This is a genomic window from Allochromatium vinosum DSM 180 (assembly GCF_000025485.1).
GTDB classification, from domain to species: Bacteria; Pseudomonadota; Gammaproteobacteria; order Chromatiales; family Chromatiaceae; genus Thermochromatium; species Thermochromatium vinosum.
Genome location: NC_013851.1, coordinates 1,943,744 through 1,962,390, shown reverse-complemented (window position 1 = coordinate 1,962,390; position 18,647 = coordinate 1,943,744). Strand labels below are relative to the sequence as shown.

Genomic DNA, 18,647 nt, shown 5'->3' with positions numbered 1-18,647 from the left:
ACGCCTCAGAAGTCGATCGCATCATCAAAGTCACGCGCTGGCGCTCGCCGATCGGGCGGCGGCGGATCTTGGCGCTTACGGGTACCAGGGCGCGCACTCTTGGCGGTGACGACGCTCTCGGCGAGCAGCGTCCAGGACTCGCGCTCGATGTCATCCCGGCCGGTGTAGCGGCTCCGGGTCAGCTTGCCGATGGCGGCGACCATCTGCCCTTTCTCGGCTCTCAGCAGCGCCTCGCACTGGTGCCCGAAGGCCATCAGCGAGACCCACAGCGTTTCCGAGTCGCCATCCTCGGCGCGCTGGCCGGTGACATCCACAGCCACGGACGCCAGGGCCATCGGCTTTCCGGTCTTCGTGGTCTTCTCGGTCGGATCGGCGGCCAGACGGCCATAGATGTTGCTGATCAGCATGGGGTGATCTCCTGAAATCGGGTGCAGTGAATTTCGGCATCGGGCCACGGCCAGAGTGAGCCGGGGCGCTTGGAGGCAGGCGCGGCGATGGTGCAGTGTCCGAGACCACCAGGGGGATTGATCCGGTCTGGCGTCCAGTGGGCACAGCGGGCACAGACAGCCTTGGCGGTGGTCTCGATGCCGGTGTCCGGCTCCGTCTCGGCGGTCGGCCAGTCGAACCGCTCGCGACCAGGGCGCTTGTCCAGGTCATCCGGTCCAGGCAGGTAGCCCACACAGCGATGAGGCGCGTCGATACCGGGCGGGTAGGTGTAGAACCGGCTGGTGTTCGGTATCTGCCCCCGACGCGCGGCCCGACATCCGCCATCGGCGTCCAGGTTCGCGCACTGGCGACAGGTGCGGCGCCCCGAGTCTGGATACTGGAAGTCAGGGTCAAAGCCGTAGCTGACCAGGATCTCGCGTCGGGTCTGCGCGTCGGTCTCGCCGGTCGAGTCCATCCAGGCCACCACCTCGCCATAGCTGGCTGTCGCCAACGGTGCCGGGTCGGCGGCGGGCCGGATCTTGGCCAGGGCTTCCGATCCCTCGATCAGACTCGACTCCAGGGCGTTGCCGATGGTCTCGGCGCTGGCGCGGATGCGAGCGTCCAGCAGTGCGGCCTGGATCTTCCGGTGACTCTCAGCACCTTGGCGCTCCAAGTCCTTGATGCTGGCGGGCGAATGCAAAGTGCCATGGACCTTGGGCGAACGGGGCGAATTGGGCGAATCTTCAGCAATGGCGCGGGTTCGCGGCGGGGCGAATGCGGGCGAATCAGGGGCGAATAGGGGCGAATAGGGGCGAATTTGGGGCGAATTTGGGGCGAATGGCTCGGTGGTAATCGTGTAATCATTGCGCGATGGCGTCCTGGATTCGCCCCACTTTCGCCCATGTTCGCCCTCGCGCCAGACCAGACAGGACGCGGGTTTTCGCCCTTTTCGCCCCGTTCGCCTCGGGTGCTTGTCGCTTTGCTCGCCCTTGGCGGGGGCGAAACGGGCACCAGCAGATCGGCAATGAGTGCCTGGACGCTCATTCCGGCACCTCCACGCTCCAGGTGTAACCGGCACTCGTCACCAGTCCCGCATGTTCGAGCACGGCCAGCGCGGTATCTCGCCGATCCTTCGGGCGCGTGGCCTTGGGGCCGATGCGAGAGATCGCGGTCAGGCTCGCCGATGCTTCGGGTTGCTCCAGGAGCCAGCGGTAAAGCGTCAACGCCAGTTGCCGGGCGGTGCGGACATCGCGGTCCCCGAACACTCCGCGCCATGTCTCCAGGGCATAGGCGGCCAGGGCGATCCCGTTACGCATGGCGGCAGCGTCCACGCGGTCCAGTCCCTCGAAGACCGACAGCACACCCGCGACCCGCAAGGCTTGCTCGGTCGAGCGCACGGCATAGGGCTTGATCTCCCGTAGCGGGGCGGGCTTGCCCTTGGCGGCCTGCTCCAGGCGCTCGAAGTACCCGCAGGCCAACTGCATGGCCTCGTCGGTCAGATCCAGGACAGGCAGGTCTGAACAGTCGTCCCCCATCGGGCGGTCCAGCAGGCGGGTGCAGGCCCGCCAGAACGCGCCGATCTCGGGGCATTGGTCGGCACGCCAGGGACGCGCCACGCGCGGTGCGGATGGTTCGGGCCAGGCGATCAGGAAGCGCGGCCAGAACCCGATGCCGGACAGCAAGGGGTCGCTCATGACTTCGTGAGCGGCCTCCGGTTGCAGCAGCCAGTGAATCGACAGGCGCCGATCATAGAGCTGCAAGCGTCCGGTGGTGCCTCGCGATACCGACAGCTCGCCATCGTCCCAAAGGGCGTTGAAGGTGGCGGCGGTCTTGGCGCGGTTGTCGGCGTTCATGCCGTAGCCCGACAGCATCGCGGCGGCCTCAGACGAAAACACGCCTTGGCTCGGCACGCCTTGGGCGAATGAGCGGCGGATGCCCTCGACGGTGCCATCTCGGGCGATCCGGTACGGCTCGGGCGGCAGTTCCTCGGGATCTTCGTCTTTGGTCCGGCTCTTGCCCTTGGCCTGGGCGTCCCGGACCTGCTCTAGGTATTCACGGGCCTCGGCACGCTGGCGAGCCTGGATAGCTGATTGGGCGACAGCATCGCCGGATGATTTGCCGTCTCCGCTCTCGCCGATCGTCAGCAGATAGAGCGACACCGGCTTGACCGATTCGATGGTCCGCACGTTGGCGACCGACTGCGCGAGCATCGCGGCAACCGCCAGGAGCGACTGCCCCGCCATCGCCTCACGGATCTGTACGCCATCGGCCAGGGCGCGGGTCGGCTCGGCGAGCGGCCCGAGTGCGTCAATGGGGTACTCGACCATCGGCGAGACTTCGGACACCAGCAGCCGGGCGGCTCGGGACAGCGCCGCGCGCTTTTGATCGTCGGTCAGATTCGCCCTTGATTCGCCCCTTTTCGCCCCGCGTTCGCCCCGATTCACCTCGGCGCCAGCCCGCGCCCCGCTTGGGTTTTCGCCCTTTTCGCCCCGTTCGCCCGTGGTCTGGCGCGTGTGGCGTTCGCCCTCCACCCCCAGCAGCCGGGCGGCCTCTCGAACAGCGGCCTTGGTGTCGCCACCATGCGCCAGGATGCACCAGACCGAGAAGGCATCGTGTGCATGGCCATCATTGAGCGGACAGCAGCCGTGACTGGAGAAGACGCGCGGCGGGTCGGACTCGGGCAGCAGCCGCACGCCAGCCATGCCGGTGGTGGATTCCGGGTGCATCCAGCGGTTTCCGCGCTTCGGGATGTACCCGTGATGACGCAGCAGCTCCCGGACATCGTGGGCCGCGTTGAAGGTATCGATGACGCTGGCGGTCTGTGGGCCTTGGCGTTTACCGGCAGCGGCGCGGAGGGCGTCCTGTGCGGCGCGCGCCGCATTCAGCAGGGACTCGACGGGCAGCGGGTCGCCCTCGATGGCGACATGCCCGAAATAGATCAGCCGCTCTTGGGGAGCGCGGGGAAGATAGAGCGGTTGGCTCGGCTTCAGTGTCGAAGGATCGAAGCAATCACTGATCCCCAGCACACTGGCCACATGGCGCCCGAACACATCCAGCTCGCCGGGCTGGAGCGGGCGATCCAATGCCAGCACCAGCCGGTATCGATGATGGGCCACGCCGGGCGGTTGGATGCCGGGGTCCAGGTGGCTGTGCGTCGTGTGCAGGATCGCGCGCCAACCGCACAGCTCGATCTCGGCGGCCATTTCCTGAAGCGTGGGCGGCTCCGGGCCGATGACGGTCTTGATGCCGGTCTCGGGGTTCCGCGCGGTCTTGGCCTCCACATCCAGCGCCAGCACGGAGACTGAGCGGACGTGCTCATTGCCGCGCGGGCCGGGGGCATGGTCGCCAGCGAGCCACAGCGGACCATCCTTGGCCCCGACCTCGACGCTCTTGAGCCGCTTGGCCAGTTCGCTCCAGGTCACTTCGCGACGGCGGGTGATGGGGCCGGTGACGGTATCGGCCAGCGCGATTGGGAAGCGGGCCGGTTCTTCGCCAAGTCGATCCCGAATCGACTCGGGCGCCTGGACCTCGGCGAGGGGTGCATCGGCGGTTTTCCCCTCGTCGGGGGAGAAGCACGCCAACTCGACCGGCTGGTGCTGGTGCTCATATTCGGCCAGCCGTTCGAGATCGGTCTGAAGATCCGAATCGGCCTCCAGTTCGCCAGCCCGCGCGGTGATCTCGGCGCCCTGGGCGATGGCCTCGGCGAGGTCGAACGGGGCCGGGTCTCCAATTGGAGACTCAGCCGACTCGAACAGATCCATGGTTGCAGCGCAGCGGATCGGCTCGACGCTGGTATCGGGCACTGGCGGGTCATTCGGCGCGGAACCAGCCGTGACCAGCTCCAGCAGACGACGACGAGGCTCTGACGAAAGCGACTGCTCGCCCTTCAATACCCTCGAAATCTGGGCCGGGTGAACGCTGATCTCTCTTGCGACGGCTGATTTCTTCCAGCCGCGATCCAGCATGGTCTGGATATGATCCTTGTCGGGTGCCTTATCCGGCTCAGGCGGCTCCAGCTCGAACGCGGGCGCCTGGGCCTGGATCGAAGCACGGACCTCGGCTGGCAGCCGATCAGGATCGACAACGGGAGCCGTGGCCCCCTGGGGAGTTGGGGCGTTCATCGGACCTCCCGAACAAGCTCAAGATGGATGCGGTAGACAGCCGCCCGACCATCGTCGAACCGGACGCGGAACTCACCAGAGCGCGTGCGGCCTGGAATGGTCCCGGTCTGGACGTTGGTCTTGCGGACGGCTTGAGCAGCGGCAGACGCCAGACGGGACGCGAGATCGGCAGCAGGAGCGGCGGGAACCGCCCCCTCCTTGGGGCGTGCTCTCATTGCCTTCCCCCGCCGAATCCCGGCCAGATCGCCGATCTCAAGGGCTTCGTCCAGGATGCGCTGTATGGCGTGGCTGGACGCCTGGATGCTGACCAGGAGCGCGCCAAGCGTCCCGCTGTTGATATGGGCCGGGCAGTCGGCCGATTGCATGGCGTCGTTGAAGGCGCCGCCCAGCTCGGCCAGCTCAGCGATGGACCACGCGAAGTTGGTCAGGCGGTCGCCGTTGAAGGAGAGCATCCCGCCCATGCGCACCAGGGCCAGCACTTCAGCCGGTGTGCCGTAGGGCTTCAGGAGGGTTTCGTAGCTGGTGCTGGGCTGTTCGCCAGCGGTGAAAGTTTCAGGCTTCATGGATCGGTTCTCGATCAGGGTGATGAGAAACCGACCGGCCAAGACAGGAGGGAGGACGCGAGCGGACGGGCGCGCAGGCGTGCAGGCGCACCCCGGCTTAGGTACAATCGTGCTCGGCGTCGTTGGTCCTGTGTCTTTACCGGACGGACCTTAACTCAGGGAGCTGCTAACTCCCTGGGACGACGCCCCCTCTGCTAAAGGCGGGTCGTCCTTTTTACAGACTAAGCCGGTTCTCGAATCCTTTGCAAGCTCGCCGTGGCCCCTACTCCCGGCGAGCTTCTTCGTATCTGGCCAGCGCATGGCCATTTTCTCGCGCCGTTCGGCGCGGATCTTCCTCGATCTTGCGGACATCTCTCTCTACTCCGGTCAAGCGGCCTCGTGACCGCTATCACTGGTTGAACGGCGGATCTGTTCATTGATCCAGGCATCCAGGTCGCTGTCGACGTAGCGAACAGCGGTGCCTCCCAGCTTCACAAACGGCGGTCCCTCGCCGGTACGCCTCCAGGCTTGCAGGGTGCGTTGACTGAGCGCCAGCTTGTCGGCGGCCTGTTTCTCGGTCAGTAAGCGGCGAATGGTTTCAGCCACGATGCCCCCTTACGCGGCCTGCTGGCCGGTCTGTTCGCGGGTGCTGATGTATTCCTCAATGGCGCGACGACTGATCAGGCGACAGCCGGCAACCATAAAAGTCGGGATTTCACCCTCGGCCATCAGGCGATAGAGCAGGGAACGACTGATATTGATCAGCTTGGCGGCCTCGCTGGGGCGATACGCCAGCGGGGTGATGGGGGACTGAGCTTCTTCGAATGACATGGCGATTCTCGCGTCTTGACGTGTTGAAAGACGCTGGAATCGTAGTGTCACGACATTCTTGAGTGGAAATCCTTATGCGCTAGAGCACGCTATGGGACTGATCTGGAAAGGGACTTTTTGGGTTGACGGCGGGTTTGGGGCGGGATGGTCAGCGGGCAGAGGGTGAAAAACGACCGTGATCCGGCGACCTTGGCCGGTTTCGTGACGCATTCCATGTGTCACGAAACTTGCGGCTATAGATTTAGCCCCTGTTGATTGCTCAGTGCTTGGCGCAAAAGAGAGGGTGATTGAAGAGCTTGGCGCACGATGGCGGCAACTAGGGCGGTCTCGCTGAGTCCGTGGTCCTTGGCGTGCCGCTTGATGGCGCGGTGCTCGGCATCGGATAAAGGGGGGATGGCGTCGGCGCTTTGAGTCTTGGCTTTTTTCTTCTGCCGGTAGCGCCGTGCGCGCTCGGCATCAGACAGCACATCCTCGTATAGTCGCGGTCTGCCCGGTGGGCGGCGCTTGGTGATAGACTCGTCATCAGCCATCTGATCGGTCCAACAGGTGTGTCAGTGGATGGCGAGAACCCCGAGACGGCGTGCGGTCGCTCGGGGTTCGCTCGTTTTGGGGTGTCAGTGCTCGCGGTAGACCTCGCGCCGATGGCCGACCTTGACGACCACGACGATCAGGCACTCATCCTGGATCTCATAGATGACGCGATAGTCACCGACACGCAGCCGGTACAGAGACTCACTCCCCGCCAGCTTGCGCGTCCCCGATCGGCGTGGATCGTTGGCCAGTGCCTCGATGGCCTCGGCGATCCGCGACCGATACGCTTGAGGCAGCGCCAGTAGCGCCTTGCGTGCCGGGCGCTTGATTTCGACTCGATAGGTCATCACAGCCCCATTTCGGCCTTGACCGTTTCCCAAGGGATCGTCGGCTCATCCCTCGCTTGGCGGGCGTCTGCGATGTCCTCCATATCCTCCAGGTATTCCATCAGCGCCTCGTACTCGGCGAAGGGCAGCAGAACCGACATCGGCTTGCCGTCCGAGTCGGTCAGAAATTGCGGGTGTAGCTCGGGCATGGCGGCATCCTCGTCTGTGGGGTGTTTCAAGCCGTGCGGCGGGTCTTGATCTCGGTCACGTCCGCCGATGGGGTCAGTCCAGCCGCGCCGATGATCCGGGCGCCGTGCTGCTCCAGGGCCGCGCGAACTGAATCCTCGCCGAAGCGCGCATAGATGGCTGTCGTCGATTGGTTGGAGTGATTCAGAACGCGCCCGATCAGGTGCAGCGAGTTCCCGGCCTGGGCCAGCCAGGAGCCGACCGTTCGACGCAGGTCATGGACGCGCACGTCCTCGACACCGGCCGCCCGGCGAACGCGATCCCATGGCTTATTGATGTTGACCAAATGCGCGCCGTCCAGCTTGCCGGGCAGGATATGGGGGTTGCCCGCTACGCGCGGGATCTCGCGCAGCAGCGCCAGGGCGGCGGCACTCAAGGGGATGTAGTGAACGCGCCCGGCCTTGGTGTCTGGAATGCGCAGTTCCGCGCGCGTCCAATCCACATCATCCCAGCGCGCACGCAGTAACTCGCTCTTCCGCGCGCCGGTCAGCAGATACAGCCACAGACCGAACCGAGCCGATTGATTGGGTTCCTCATTGATCGCCTGGGCCAGACGCGGCAGTTCCTCGGGCGTCACCCAGCGATCCCGCTTGGCTTCCTTGAAGCGGTCGATGTCGCGGGCCGGGTTGGGATGACCCTCGGGCACAAAGCCCCAGCGCCGCGCCAGATCGAACATCTTCGACAACAGCGCCAGGACGCGATTGGCCTCATAGGGGTGGGCCTTGCCGATCTTGGAGTGCAGCGCCGCCACGTCCGCGCGGGTGACGGCCGGAACCTTGAGCGATCCCCACAGGGGCAACAGGTGGCGATCGATGCGCCGCTGGTCGTCGGTGCCGCTCTTCTTGGCTTGCCCGTGGCGCTCCATGTAGGTCTGGCAGAGATCGCGGAAAGTCTCGCCCTGGGCCTGTCGCTGGCGCACGGCGAGCGGGTCGGCGCCCTGGGTCTCGACCTTGGCCAGTTCGGCGCGGGCCTGGATGCGGGCCTGATCCAGAGTCAGCACGCCATAGGTGCCGATGGTCATCAGGCGCTTGCGGCCTTGGGAGCGGTAGGAGAGTACGAACGCCTTGCGTCCGCTCGGGTAGATCCTCAGTCCGAATCCGGGCGGGTCATCATCCCAGACGACGAACCGCTCGTTCCCGGCTCCCTGATAACTCAGGGCGTCGATTGTCTTCTTTGTCAGTCCCATACGCCGATCCTCTGTCCGGTGAGTCACCCAGTCAGGCGGTCGGCTTGAGTCACCATAGAGTCACCACGAGAGCGGGTATCAGGTAGCATCGAAAGGCAACGGAGCGTAAACCGAGCGCGCCTAAGTCACTAATCTAGCGCACTCTATCGTAACCCATCGCAAGGGAGCGTAACAGCGAATTCGTGATTTGTAATCAGCAGGTCGTCGGTTCGAATCCGTCCGCCAGCTCCAATAAAATCAAGATCCTAGCCCCGTTTTCCGCCACCGATCACCTTGAGGTGTGCCGGAAAATGTGCGGCAGACTCGCGCGACTCGATCCGCGCCGCATACTCGGCTAGGTGTAGCTTGGCAAACGCTTTGGCACTGTTTTGCATTCTATTTGGCACAAGAGCGCGTTACTCGATTTTGCGGATGATTTGGCACTAACGCCAATTACAGCGGATAGACCCGCGCCGCCCGCGCCTGTGGGTACGCCGTCCCGCGATCGAGCGTGACCGTCTGCCCGACCCGCTGTAGCTTGGCAAACGCTTTGGCACTGTTTTGCATTCTATTTGGCACAAGGGCGCGTTATGCGCCAGTCGCGCCAACGGTCTGTTCCAGATACTCGCTGTCCTTGACCAGGGCCGCGACGCGCGCCAGCTAGACCTTCTCGCTCACACTCGCTCAGCTCGGCCGTGCCGTGCTCAATGGTGCCATCGACCAGTACCCATGCCTCCTTGATGGAGATCGATGCAGATCGCGTGCATACGGCGGATCTTGCGACGTGAGCGGTTGGCGACATAGGCCTCCAGCAACTGGCCGCAGCAGGTGCTCACTGATCAGGATATAGCCCACAGCAGTAAGACGGGCTGAGCATGTCAGAGGCCGAGAATCCAGGTCACCAGCGCCTTGATGTCGGCGGCCGGGACATGCGCATTCGGTGGCATCGGCACCTGGCCCCAGTTGCCGACTCCGCCGGCCATCACCTTGGCGACGAGCCGATCCTGGGCGGCGGCGTCGCCCCTGTACTTGGCGGCCACGTCTTTGTAGGCTGGGCCGACGATCGCGGCCTCCACACTATGACAGACGGTACAGCCGCTCTTCTGGGCCAGAACGAGATCCGCCAGCGCTGATGGCGCAACGGTCATGGCCGTGAAGGCCATGCATAGACGTCCGACGCGATGAATCATGTGCATGCGGAAAGCACCTGTCGAGGCATGTTGACTCAGTGATGGATGCGTCATAAAAGGCGTTCTCATTATAAGTTCGAGCGTGGATCACCAATGATTGCGCGTTCAAAGGCTGGAGAGCCATTGTCGGCCTGACTCGCGAAGGGTTTCGAGTGCCTCCAACTCGGCGTGCTCGATCCTTGGCATCCAGGCATCCGCGAAATCCAGTGGCGCGCGGATCTTGCCGCGGCGAACCGTCTGCTCGGTCTCAACGCCATCAAGGCGAACGATCCAGCGCCAGTTGTTCTCCAGTGCAGGGCTGGAGGGCGGAAGGATCGGCTCCTGACCTGGATATGGCCGATCCGGTGAGTGGGCGATTCGATGGATGTCCAGGCCCAGACGCGGCATGACATCCGCCGCGCGCAGCCGGTAGCCGTTGGAATCGACCCAGGACGTCGAGGCGTCCGGGTTCCAGGTCTCTATGTCCAGCGTCCAATCGATATCGACGATGCAGCCCTGCACGGGGCACTCACCCACCTGGATGACGAGACGATTGCCCTCGATCCGGCTCGGCGTCTCGCGGCACTGGACGCTCGTCTTCACGCGCTCGACTCCCGGCGGCAGGACGGCGTGCAGGAGGCCGTTTTCGGCTCGGGTACCAATCAGGATCATGAGGCCCTGGAGCGTGTGCTCCTCGGGCTGCACCCTGAGATGGATCCAGCCGCTCTCGACCGAGGCGGGAGCGGTCTGTTCCAGCCAGTCGGCATCCGTGATGAACGCCTGAGCGGGTGGTTCACCGGCTTCGAGGACGAGCGTCCGGACGACCTGAACACAGAGGGCCGCCACCGCGAGCCAGCTCAGAGAGCCGATCGAGAACCAGCACGGAAGCAGACCGCTGGAATGGGTCTGGGTGAGGTCGCGAATCGATAGTGTGTTGCTGTGAGGCATGAGCCATGCACCTCCCGAGGGTTGAGCAGTCAGGGTGAATGGCTGTTCACGCTCCGCCGGGGTTATCACCGGAAGATCGACGGGGGCGGACTGGCTAATAACAATGATTCTTGTTTTATTTTAAATTGTATCTAGGTTGTCTGACCAGAGGCTATGCGTTTTGCCGCCGGCCCCTAGAACCGATAGTTCACCATCGCCTTGATGTTGCGTCCCGGCGCCTTGAGGGACGAGAGGTAGGGCTGGTAATCCTCGTCGAGCAGGTTGTCGACACCCAGTTCCAGGCTGAGTCCGGCGAGTCTGTCCGCTGGCTTCCAGGTCAGCCAGAGATCGTGGATCGCATAGCTGTCGGACGGGGTGCCGTCCTCGGGTACCGCGTTCTGCGCCGCGACAAAGCGTCCGGTCCAGCCGACGCGCACACCCTGAGCCGGAAAGCGCAGCCCGGCCTTCAGGGTCCAGGTGTCGGGCTGAACGCTGGCGAGTGGCTCGCCCGTTCGGTCGTCCTCGCCGCGCGTCCGGGCATAGGCGATGCCCGCCCACCAGTGCCTGGCCTCGTAATCGGCTTCCAGCTCGAAGCCCTCCAGCTTCGCATCGCGCACGTTACGGAAGCCGGTGATGCCGCCGCTGCCGCTGTTGCCCTCCACGGGGCGCATCGTGAAATTGACGATCTGGTCGATGAAGTCGGTCACGTCGTTGCGGAAGGCGCGCACCTGGAAGCGGCCCTCATCACCCGTCGTGAAGAGATCCTGCTCGCGCAAGCGCAGGCCGATCTCGGTGTTGTGGGCCTTTTCAGGCTTCAGATCCGGGTTGGGGACGAAGAGGTTGGCGCAGGTGCGTCCGCAGGTGAAGTGGGTACCGGAGACGAACAGCTCGGTTGCATTCGGGGCGCGGAAGGCTTCGTTGTAGCTCGCCTGGAAGGACAGCCAGTCGGTCGCCGCCACGTCCAGACCGAGCTTGGCGGAGAAGGCCTCGTCCTCGTTGGTCTCCAGGCCCGCAGCCTCGGCCTGGCTGCGGAAGCTGTCCCAGCGCAGACCGGGCGTCAGGGTCCAGCGTCTGGCGAGGCGGATCTCGTCCTGGAGATAGAGACCCAGGACGCGGGTTTCGCCGTCCGGATAGGTGTCGCGCGGCCGGCCGTTGCGCTCTCCGTCTACCTGGTCCTGGTAGTAGTCGAGGCCATAGGTCAGGACATGGCCGATACGCTCCGGGTCGCCGAGGTTCGTGCTGTTGCGCAGGTCGAGTCCGAGCGTCTCCAGACGGGTCTCGTCCAGGCGTCCGTCGGATCGCCGCCGTTCCTCGATGTCCGTGGTGTTGCGGTAGAAGAGGGCGGAGGGGCGCAGATAGGTCTGGTCCGGATCCTCGTGCCGATAGCTCAGGGTCAGGTTCTGCTGTCGCGTGCTGTTGTCGACCAGAGTGTCGTCGGTCGCCTCGGTCTGGGGGTTGGACGGGATGGCGCCGTCCTGATCGAAGGCCATGACGGACAGGCCGAAACTGTTGATCCCGTCCGGACTCCAGGTGCCCTTGGCCAGGCCGGACACGCGCTCGAAACCCGAGTGGGTCAGATCGGTTCCATCGCCGAGCCGCACGTCGCCCGCGTCCCGATAGGCCAGATCGACCAGATAGTCCAAGCGCCCGTCCGCCGTGACGCCATAGATCCCGGCATTGGTCAGCCACTGGTCACTGGCGCCCTGATAGCCGAGCCTGACCCGCCCGCCGAACGTCTGATCCTCGCGCAGCAGATCGGCCGCGTCCAGCGTGCCGAGCGCCACCACGCCGCCCATGGCGCCGCTGCCCCAAAGGGCCGAGGCCGGCCCGCGCAGCACCTCGACCTGCCTGAGCAGATCCGGCTCGATGAAGATCCGGGTGCTGTGGCCGCGCGCGAAGTTCTGCCGTGCCCCATCGATCAGAAACAGAATGCGCTCATCGGAGAGGCCGCGGATGTTGACCGTCTGGCCCTGTCCGCGCGGGCCGCCGCCGATGGCCACATTGGGCAGATCCTCCAGCAGATCCCCAAGGTTCGTCGGCTGCTCACGCTCGATCGCCGGGCGGTCGAGCAGGCTCACGGATTCGGGGATCTCGAAGGCGTCGCGCTCGGTTCGGGCGGCCGTCACCTCGATGGCGGGCAGACTGACACCCGTGGTCTCCTGAGCCGGAAGCGAGCCGACCGGCGCGAGCAGCGCCAGACCGATCGGGAGCCGGCCGAGTCCGGCTGTGTGTCGTGGCGAACGGATGGACATGGATGCGTACCTCTGTAGCGTCGTCCGGGCCGCTCGCTGATCCCCGCGTGGGCGGAGATTGGCTGGCTGTCGTTGTTGAGTGATTCAGGCGGTCATGATGATCGGGCCGGCGCCGCCGGCCGCGGCTCACGCGCGATCACCAGCGGACAGTCCAGTTCCGGATGCGGGATGACCCGCACCGGCAGACCGAAGACATGCTCGATCGGCGTCGGCTTCAGGACGACCTGCGGGCGGTCCACGGCCAGCAGGCGCCCGTCCTTCATGAGTGCGATCCGGTCGCCGTACTGGGCGGCCAGATTCAGATCATGCAGCACCACCAGCACCCCGATGTGCCTGTCGGTCCAGCGCCGCGCCAGGGCGAGGGTGGCGTGCTGATGGGCTAGGTCGAGACTCGCCGTCGGCTCGTCGAGCAGCAGATAGCGCGGCTCGTCGTTGGGCAGCGGCGTCCAGAGCTGGGCCAGGATGCGTGCCAGGTGCACCCGCTGGCGCTCGCCGCCGGAGAGCGTGGTATAGCGCCGCTCGGCCAGATGCTGCACCTCGGCCGCCGCCAGTGCCGCCGCCGCGATCCGGGCGTCGCCCGGCCCCGGACCACCGTGGGGGAGGCGTCCCATGGCGGCGACCTCGAGCGCGGTGAAGGGGAAGTTCAGGGCACTCTGCTGCGGCAGGATGGCACGTCGTCTGGCGCAGTCGCCCGACGTCCAGTGCGCCAGCGGACGACCATTGAGGCGGATCTCGCCCGCGTCGGGCTGAAGCTCGCCGCTCAGACAGCGCAACAGGGTCGATTTGCCCGCCCCGTTCGCCCCCAGGATCACCAGCACCTCGCCCGGATGCAGGCGGAGACTGACTCCGTCGATCAGGGTGCGCCCGCCGCGCCGGACCCGCAGATCCTCGACGTCCAGGCTCATGCCGCCACCCCGCGCTGACGCATCAGGAGAACCAGGAAGAAGGGTCCGCCGAGCAGGGCCGTGAGGATGCCGATCGGCAGCTCGGCGGGCGTCACCAGAGTGCGCGCGAGCAGATCGGCCAGCAGCAGCAGACTGCCACCGAGCAGGGCCGCGCCGGGCAGCAGAATCCGGTGATCCGGGCCCAGGGCCAGGCGCAGCAGGTGCGGCACCACCAGCCCGATGAAGCCGATCAGACCGCTCACCGCTACCGCCGCGCCCACCGCCAGGGCGGCCAGGGCGACGATGAGACGCTGCATGCGCTGGACCGAAATCCCCAGATGTCCTGCCTCGGCCTCACCGAGCAGCAGGGCGTTGAGCGTGCGCGCCAGCAGCGGCAGCGCGAAGAGGGGCAGAGTGACCAGCAGGGCCAGACTGCCGACCTGGCTCCAGGTCGCCCCGCCCAGGCTGCCCAGGCTCCAGAAGGTGAGGTTGCGCAACTGCTGATCGTCGGCCAGATAGGTCAGAAGTCCGGTCCCGGCGCCGCAGAGGGCGTTGATGGCGATGCCGGCGAGCAGCAGGGTGGTGACCGAAGTCTGTCCGTCGCGGCTGGCGAGCCGGTAGACCACCAGGGTGGTGATCAGCCCGCCGCCGAAGGCCGCCAGCGGCAGGGTGAAGGCGCCCAGTGCCGTGGTGAGGACGGTCAGCCCCTGACCGCCGAGCACGATGATCGAGACGGCCGCCAGCGCCGAGCCGGCCGAGACCCCGATGAGTCCCGGATCGGCCAGCGGGTTGCGGAAGAGCCCCTGCATGGACGCGCCGGCCACGGCGAGCGCGGCTCCGACCAGCAGCCCGAGCAGGGTGCGCGGCAGACGGATGGTCTCGATGACCGCGACGTGCTGGGGCTGGACCTCGCCGACCGGCAGGCCCAGGCTCGCGGCCATCACCCGCAGCACCTCGCTCGGCGGGATGGTGACCGGGCCGATCGCGATCGACAGCAGCGTGACGCTGAGCATGAACGCGAGCAGTGCTGCCAGGGTCCAGCGCTGCCGATGCGCGCGGCGCTGCAGGCCGGCGATCGCGGTCGCGGTGAGGGCGGTGCTATTCACGGGTCTCCACGAGCCGGTTGTCGTTCAGGGTACCGAGCCGGCGCGCCAGCTCCCCGGCCGCCTCGGCGATCCGCGGGCCGAAGTGGAAGAGCAGGGTGCGGTCGAGCGCGATCACCCGTCGGGCCTGACCGGCGGGCGTGGCGGCCAGACCGGCGCGGCCGAGCACGCCATCGATGCCGTTCAGATCCTTCAGGCCGTGGTCGGAGACCAGGATGACGTCCGGTACGGCGGCGAGTGCGGCTTCCGGACTCAGCGGCTTGTAGTCCTCGACCGTCTCGTGCAGCACGTTCTCGCCGCCGGCGAGCCGGATCAGGGTATCGACAGGGGCGCCCCGTCCGGCGGAATGGGCGATGCCGGAGCCGACGACCATGAGGAAGAGCACCCTGGGCCGGTCCTCGATCCGGCCGAGCGCCTGTTCGAGCTGTGCGAGCTGGAGTTCGATGCGGGCGATCAGCGCCTCACCCGCCTCGGGGGCATCGAGCACCGTCGCGACCGCGCGGATCTTCGCGCGCAGTCCGTCGAGGGTCGCCTGGTCCGGGATCCGGCGCACCTCGACCCCGGCGGCACGGATCTGATTCAGCACCTCGGGCGGTCCGGCGTCCTCGGTCGCCAGCACCAGATCGGGTGACAGACTCAGCAGACCCTCGGCCGAGAGGGCGCGCTTGTAGCCGACGCTCGCCAGTGTCCGGGTCTCGGGCGGATAGAGACTGGTGGTGTCCACGCCCACCAGCCGCGCGCCCTGTCCGAGCGCATAGACGATCTCGGTGAGCGCACCGTCCACCGAGACCAGCCGCTCGGCGGCCGGGATTGCGCCCGGCGCCAGTGTCAGGATCAGCGTGAGCAACAGCAGGTTCCAGGGACTGGGCTGTGTCGTCAGGGGTTCAGGACGCATCCTTCAGTTCCTCCAGGACGACCTCGAAGCCCTCGAACACCGGAGGTCCGGCATAGGTGCCCTGGGGCGCTTTGGCCTGGGCGTGCGCCTTGCGGAAGTGCTCCGACTGGGTCCAGGCCTCGAAATTGGCGCGGCTCGCCCAGCTCGTGTGCGAGGCATAGAGGGTACATTGACCGTCGTCCGGCCCCTTGAGTAGCCGAAAGGCGATGAAACCCTGGAGTTCCGAGAGATAGGACTCGCGTTCGCGCCAGAGGCGCTCGAAGTCGGACTCGAAACCCCGGTTGATGCGAAAGCGGTTCATGGCGATGAACATGGTGTCTGGCTCCTCGGGTCGGTTTGGGTTGGAACGGTCGGCGGCCGTGGCCGTGAGCCGTTGTCCGACCACGGCTCCGGTTTCGATATTTAATGCGAATGATTCTTAATTTATAGCAGATCGATGGCGACTGCAACTGCGGATCTCGGAGCGACAGGATGGAATCACTTCCACCAGGCTCCGAAGGCCGCGGCCCAGTCCTGGAAAATAAATTGACAGGGTGTATTTTTGATTTAAAATAAGAATCGTTATCACTTAGAGTCCGCCAGCCACTCCAGATCGGATCGCCACGCCGGATGTTTCATCAACCGTTCATCCCGGGAGAAACACGCCATGTCTGCCATGATGCATCATCTGGAACTCGGTGACCTCACGCACCTGGAGGCGTCGCAACTGCGCCGCCGGCTCGCCGAGCTCATCCATCAATACGTGCGCGAGCGCTCGGTTGCGCTGGCCGAGACCATCTTGTGCTATATCGAAGCCCTGTGCCTGCACCCTGACGATTGTCGTGAAGCCGAGCAGCTGTGCGCCTACCGTCGGCTGGCGCGTCATTGGCGTTGCCTGGCCGATGTGCAGCGCCTACGCGAACAGCAGGGCGATCAGGGTTGGCAGTCCTGATCCGGCCGTCAGCCCCTCTCGCGATGACACAGGAGCTTTCCATGACTTCAATACGTCTTCAGCCATCCGCCATCCAGCGCTGGGCGCACTGGGGGCAGGCGCTGATGACCGGTTTCGTTCCGCCGCTGTTGGTCATAGGTTTGGTGCTCGGCGGTTTTTTTGGTTCGTGCCGCGCGTGCCCTAACCGTCTGGGCGAAGACCTGAGCACTCGACTATCGGCGAATTGAGCACCTTGCTTCGATATCGGTCATAGCCGTTCAGACCTGCCCTCGATCCAGGTAGGGAAGGTCATTCGATATCAAATGATATCGATTCGCATGATCGTATGATAATGACACCCTTGGCGCCGGATCGATCGCTGCTCCTGGTGCCGCCTTCCCAGTCACTTACCCAGGGCTCACTCCATCATGCGCAAGCCACTGATTGCGACTCTTCTCGTTCTCACCACCACCCTGCCAGTCGCCCCGCTCCAGGCCGAGGAACCGGCGGCGGTTCGATTCAGGGTCAGCGAACTGGTGGAGTTGCCACATCCCATGGCCGCGGTGCGTAAGAATCCGGAGCGGTTCGGTATCACTCCGAAGCAGCGCGAGCGGTTCGAAAGGGAACTGGGCGCGGTCTTTCCGCCTGAGATCCATCCGCGCATGCAGCGCGCCTGGGAGTTGCAGAACCAGGTGCGACGCGCGGTGCTGAAGCAGGGCCAGGACAGCCAGACCCTGCAAGCCGAGCTCGACGAATTGAGCGTGCTCAAGCGCGAGCTTGCCAGCCTGCGCATCGACGCCTTCCGACGCTTCCGCGACATCCTGACCGAGGAGCAGTTCCAGCAGGTGCTCGCAGCGTCGGATGAGAGGCTTCAAGCGCAGGAGCAATTAAACAAGGGTCTCGACTACAGATGAGCGCCAGCCGTCCCATGGAACCACGCCCCTGGAAGCCCATTGAGGCTTTCCACGCCCAAGAGGGAACCGATCCCCTGGCCAACGCCTTCGCCGGGCGCCGCGCCGTCCATCCCTTCGTGGGCCTGTCGCCGGTGCCTGAGTCGGAGTGGTCGCGCACCTGGACCGAGATGACGTCCGCCGCACGCTCGGGAAAGTCGGTCGCCTATCTGCACATCCCCTTCTGTGAGAGTCACTGCCTCTTCTGCGGTTTCTACCAGAACACCTGGCATGAGTCGGCTGGAGCCGTCTATGCGGAGGCGCTGGTGGAGCATCTGAAGCGCGACCGGGACCGACCCTATCAGGCCGAGGGACCGATCCAGGCCGTCTATGTCGGCGGCGGCACGCCGACGCTGCTGTCGACCCGCGAACTGGCACGCGTGATCACGGCCGCACGCGAGCATCTGCCGCTGGCGCCTGATTGCGAGATCACGGTCGAGGGTCGGGCGCGTGATCTGGAACCGGACAAAGCACAGGCGCTCTTCGACGCCGGAGTCAATCGTCTGTCGATCGGCGTGCAGAGTTTCGACCAGGACGTGCGCCGGCGTCTGGGTCGCAGGACCGAGCGCGGGACGCTGCTCCGGCGGCTCGAGGATCTGGTGGCGGCCGACCGGGGTGCCGTGATCGTCGATCTCATCTATGGACTGCCGGGTCAGACACCCGAGGTCTGGGAGGAGGACGTGCGCACCGCCATCGGTCTGGGTCTGGACGGCCTGGACCTCTATGCGCTCAAGCTCATGCCACAGACACCGCTGGCGATCGCGGCGCGTGCCGGCAAGCTCGAGCCGGCGGCAGTCGAGTCGCACGGCGCCTTCTATGCGCGTGGGGCGGAGTTGATGGACGAGGCACGCTGGGAGCCGCTGTCGTCGAGTCATTGGCGCCGCAGCACCCGCGAGCGCAACCTCTACAACCTGGAGATCAAGGCCGGCGCCCAGTGTCTGGCCTTCGGCGCCGGCGCCGGCGGCTGTCTGGGCGGTCATTCCTACCGCATCCTGGCCGACGTGGCCGAGTATGCCGAGTACGTGCGTCCGGGCCGGCCGCTGCTCGGCGGTCTCATGCGTCTGTCGCCCCACCATGGGTTGCTCGATGGCATCAAGGGCGGTCTGGAGCGCGGCCGGCTGGACCAGTGGGCACTCGCCGACCGGCTTGCGACGACGACCGGACTCGACCTGGAGCAGGTCGCCGGACCGCTGCTCGATCAATGGCAGGGCGCCGGATTGCTGACACGGGACGGACGCTGGCTCGAACTCACCCTGGCGGGCCGGTTCTGGCAGGTGACCCTGACCCAGAATCTGCTCGAATGGCTGGATCAACGTCTTCGCGACGGCGCCGCTCCCGTGGAACGGCCCGCCGCACTTGCCTGAGGAAC

Annotated in this window: 20 protein-coding genes; 3 read left to right on the top strand and 17 right to left on the bottom strand. The window is 65.6% G+C overall.

The genetic code is table 11. From position 1 onward, the window contains the following. Positions 1-5: 5 nt before the first annotated feature. The 17 genes from ALVIN_RS08445 to ALVIN_RS08365 all read right to left on the bottom strand — a co-directional run bounded on the left by ALVIN_RS08445 (position 6) and on the right by ALVIN_RS08365 (position 15,731). Positions 6-407, bottom strand: a complete 402-nt coding sequence (locus tag ALVIN_RS08445) for a single-stranded DNA-binding protein (RefSeq protein WP_012970910.1) — start codon at positions 405-407, stop codon at positions 6-8. Beyond that, positions 401-1,126, bottom strand: a complete 726-nt coding sequence (locus ALVIN_RS08440; RefSeq protein ID WP_012970909.1) for a hypothetical protein — start codon at positions 1,124-1,126, stop codon at positions 401-403. The genes ALVIN_RS08445 and ALVIN_RS08440 overlap by 7 nt, the downstream gene beginning before the upstream one ends. A 340-nt stretch (positions 1,127-1,466) precedes the next feature. After that, a complete protein-coding gene (locus tag ALVIN_RS08435; RefSeq protein WP_012970908.1) occupies positions 1,467-4,547 on the bottom strand; it encodes a DUF3987 domain-containing protein in 3,081 nt (1,026 codons plus the stop codon). Continuing rightward, entirely contained in the window at positions 4,544-5,110 is a 567-nt protein-coding gene (locus ALVIN_RS17990) for a hypothetical protein (protein ID WP_012970907.1), read from the bottom strand. Before ALVIN_RS17990 ends, ALVIN_RS08435 begins: the two co-directional genes overlap by 4 nt. Positions 5,111-5,476: 366 nt before the next feature. Continuing rightward, complete coding sequence (locus tag ALVIN_RS08425) at positions 5,477-5,695, bottom strand: helix-turn-helix transcriptional regulator (RefSeq protein WP_012970906.1); 219 nt, start codon at positions 5,693-5,695, stop codon at positions 5,477-5,479. Positions 5,696-5,704: 9 nt separating this feature from the next. Continuing rightward, the gene (locus ALVIN_RS08420; protein ID WP_012970905.1) at positions 5,705-5,920 is read right to left on the bottom strand and encodes a helix-turn-helix domain-containing protein; all 216 of its coding nucleotides are present in this window, start codon (positions 5,918-5,920) and stop codon (positions 5,705-5,707) included. A gap of 233 nt (positions 5,921-6,153) precedes the next feature. Then, complete coding sequence (locus tag ALVIN_RS08415) at positions 6,154-6,450, bottom strand: hypothetical protein (protein ID WP_012970904.1); 297 nt, start codon at positions 6,448-6,450, stop codon at positions 6,154-6,156. Positions 6,451-6,534: 84 nt separating this feature from the next. After that, positions 6,535-6,798 (bottom strand): type II toxin-antitoxin system RelE family toxin, encoded by a 264-nt coding sequence (locus ALVIN_RS08410; RefSeq protein WP_012970903.1) that lies wholly within the window; start codon positions 6,796-6,798, stop codon positions 6,535-6,537. Continuing rightward, complete coding sequence (locus ALVIN_RS08405) at positions 6,798-6,986, bottom strand: type II toxin-antitoxin system Phd/YefM family antitoxin (RefSeq protein ID WP_012970902.1); 189 nt, start codon at positions 6,984-6,986, stop codon at positions 6,798-6,800. Before ALVIN_RS08405 ends, ALVIN_RS08410 begins: the two co-directional genes overlap by 1 nt. 26 nt (positions 6,987-7,012) lie before the next feature. Continuing rightward, complete coding sequence (locus ALVIN_RS08400) at positions 7,013-8,209, bottom strand: tyrosine-type recombinase/integrase (RefSeq protein ID WP_012970901.1); 1,197 nt, start codon at positions 8,207-8,209, stop codon at positions 7,013-7,015. Between the two features lie 857 nt (positions 8,210-9,066). Beyond that, complete coding sequence (locus ALVIN_RS08395; RefSeq protein ID WP_223295191.1) at positions 9,067-9,384, bottom strand: c-type cytochrome; 318 nt, start codon at positions 9,382-9,384, stop codon at positions 9,067-9,069. A gap of 99 nt (positions 9,385-9,483) precedes the next feature. Beyond that, entirely contained in the window at positions 9,484-10,305 is an 822-nt protein-coding gene (locus ALVIN_RS08390; RefSeq protein WP_012970899.1) for a hypothetical protein, read from the bottom strand. A gap of 173 nt (positions 10,306-10,478) precedes the next feature. Then, positions 10,479-12,536, bottom strand: coding sequence for a TonB-dependent hemoglobin/transferrin/lactoferrin family receptor (locus ALVIN_RS08385; RefSeq protein ID WP_012970898.1), 2,058 nt, complete (start codon positions 12,534-12,536; stop codon positions 10,479-10,481). A gap of 92 nt (positions 12,537-12,628) precedes the next feature. Further along, the gene (locus tag ALVIN_RS08380; RefSeq protein WP_012970897.1) at positions 12,629-13,441 is read right to left on the bottom strand and encodes a heme ABC transporter ATP-binding protein; all 813 of its coding nucleotides are present in this window, start codon (positions 13,439-13,441) and stop codon (positions 12,629-12,631) included. Then, positions 13,438-14,526 carry a FecCD family ABC transporter permease gene (locus ALVIN_RS08375; RefSeq protein ID WP_012970896.1) on the bottom strand — a complete coding sequence of 363 codons (1,089 nt, stop codon included), beginning with the start codon at positions 14,524-14,526 and terminating at the stop codon, positions 13,438-13,440. The genes ALVIN_RS08380 and ALVIN_RS08375 overlap by 4 nt, the downstream gene beginning before the upstream one ends. Further along, positions 14,519-15,418 carry a heme/hemin ABC transporter substrate-binding protein gene (locus ALVIN_RS08370; protein ID WP_012970895.1) on the bottom strand — a complete coding sequence of 300 codons (900 nt, stop codon included), beginning with the start codon at positions 15,416-15,418 and terminating at the stop codon, positions 14,519-14,521. Before ALVIN_RS08370 ends, ALVIN_RS08375 begins: the two co-directional genes overlap by 8 nt. After that, on the bottom strand, positions 15,408-15,731 hold the full coding sequence (locus tag ALVIN_RS08365; RefSeq protein ID WP_012970894.1) for an antibiotic biosynthesis monooxygenase family protein: 324 nt from the start codon (positions 15,729-15,731) through the stop codon (positions 15,408-15,410). Before ALVIN_RS08365 ends, ALVIN_RS08370 begins: the two co-directional genes overlap by 11 nt. Before the next feature lie 333 nt (positions 15,732-16,064). Here ALVIN_RS08365 and ALVIN_RS08360 point away from each other — a divergent pair, with 333 nt between their 5' ends. The 3 genes from ALVIN_RS08360 to hutW all read left to right on the top strand — a co-directional run bounded on the left by ALVIN_RS08360 (position 16,065) and on the right by hutW (position 18,642). Continuing rightward, complete coding sequence (locus ALVIN_RS08360) at positions 16,065-16,349, top strand: hypothetical protein (RefSeq protein WP_012970893.1); 285 nt, start codon at positions 16,065-16,067, stop codon at positions 16,347-16,349. A 407-nt stretch (positions 16,350-16,756) separates the two neighbouring features. Then, positions 16,757-17,242, top strand: a complete 486-nt coding sequence (locus ALVIN_RS08355; protein ID WP_012970891.1) for a periplasmic heavy metal sensor — start codon at positions 16,757-16,759, stop codon at positions 17,240-17,242. After that, on the top strand, positions 17,239-18,642 hold the full coding sequence (gene hutW / locus ALVIN_RS08350) for a heme anaerobic degradation radical SAM methyltransferase ChuW/HutW (RefSeq protein ID WP_012970890.1): 1,404 nt from the start codon (positions 17,239-17,241) through the stop codon (positions 18,640-18,642). Before ALVIN_RS08355 ends, hutW begins: the two co-directional genes overlap by 4 nt. The last annotated feature ends 5 nt before the right edge of the window (positions 18,643-18,647 follow it).

Coding starts and splice junctions, on each gene's coding strand:
- ALVIN_RS08445 (WP_012970910.1), bottom strand. CDS start 407: ATGCTGATCAGCAACATCTATGGCCGTCTGGCCGCCGATCCGACCGAG.
- ALVIN_RS08435 (WP_012970908.1), bottom strand. CDS start 4,547: ATGAACGCCCCAACTCCCCAGGGGGCCACGGCTCCCGTTGTCGATCCT.
- ALVIN_RS17990 (WP_012970907.1), bottom strand. CDS start 5,110: ATGAAGCCTGAAACTTTCACCGCTGGCGAACAGCCCAGCACCAGCTAC.
- ALVIN_RS08420 (WP_012970905.1), bottom strand. CDS start 5,920: ATGTCATTCGAAGAAGCTCAGTCCCCCATCACCCCGCTGGCGTATCGC.
- ALVIN_RS08415 (WP_012970904.1), bottom strand. CDS start 6,450: ATGGCTGATGACGAGTCTATCACCAAGCGCCGCCCACCGGGCAGACCG.
- ALVIN_RS08410 (WP_012970903.1), bottom strand. CDS start 6,798: ATGACCTATCGAGTCGAAATCAAGCGCCCGGCACGCAAGGCGCTACTG.
- ALVIN_RS08405 (WP_012970902.1), bottom strand. CDS start 6,986: ATGCCCGAGCTACACCCGCAATTTCTGACCGACTCGGACGGCAAGCCG.
- ALVIN_RS08400 (WP_012970901.1), bottom strand. CDS start 8,209: ATGGGACTGACAAAGAAGACAATCGACGCCCTGAGTTATCAGGGAGCC.
- ALVIN_RS08395 (WP_223295191.1), bottom strand. CDS start 9,384: ATGCACATGATTCATCGCGTCGGACGTCTATGCATGGCCTTCACGGCC.
- ALVIN_RS08390 (WP_012970899.1), bottom strand. CDS start 10,305: ATGCCTCACAGCAACACACTATCGATTCGCGACCTCACCCAGACCCAT.
- ALVIN_RS08385 (WP_012970898.1), bottom strand. CDS start 12,536: ATGTCCATCCGTTCGCCACGACACACAGCCGGACTCGGCCGGCTCCCG.
- ALVIN_RS08380 (WP_012970897.1), bottom strand. CDS start 13,441: ATGAGCCTGGACGTCGAGGATCTGCGGGTCCGGCGCGGCGGGCGCACC.
- ALVIN_RS08370 (WP_012970895.1), bottom strand. CDS start 15,418: ATGCGTCCTGAACCCCTGACGACACAGCCCAGTCCCTGGAACCTGCTG.
- ALVIN_RS08365 (WP_012970894.1), bottom strand. CDS start 15,731: ATGTTCATCGCCATGAACCGCTTTCGCATCAACCGGGGTTTCGAGTCC.
- ALVIN_RS08360 (WP_012970893.1), top strand. CDS start 16,065: ATGTCTGCCATGATGCATCATCTGGAACTCGGTGACCTCACGCACCTG.
- ALVIN_RS08355 (WP_012970891.1), top strand. CDS start 16,757: ATGCGCAAGCCACTGATTGCGACTCTTCTCGTTCTCACCACCACCCTG.
- hutW (WP_012970890.1), top strand. CDS start 17,239: ATGAGCGCCAGCCGTCCCATGGAACCACGCCCCTGGAAGCCCATTGAG.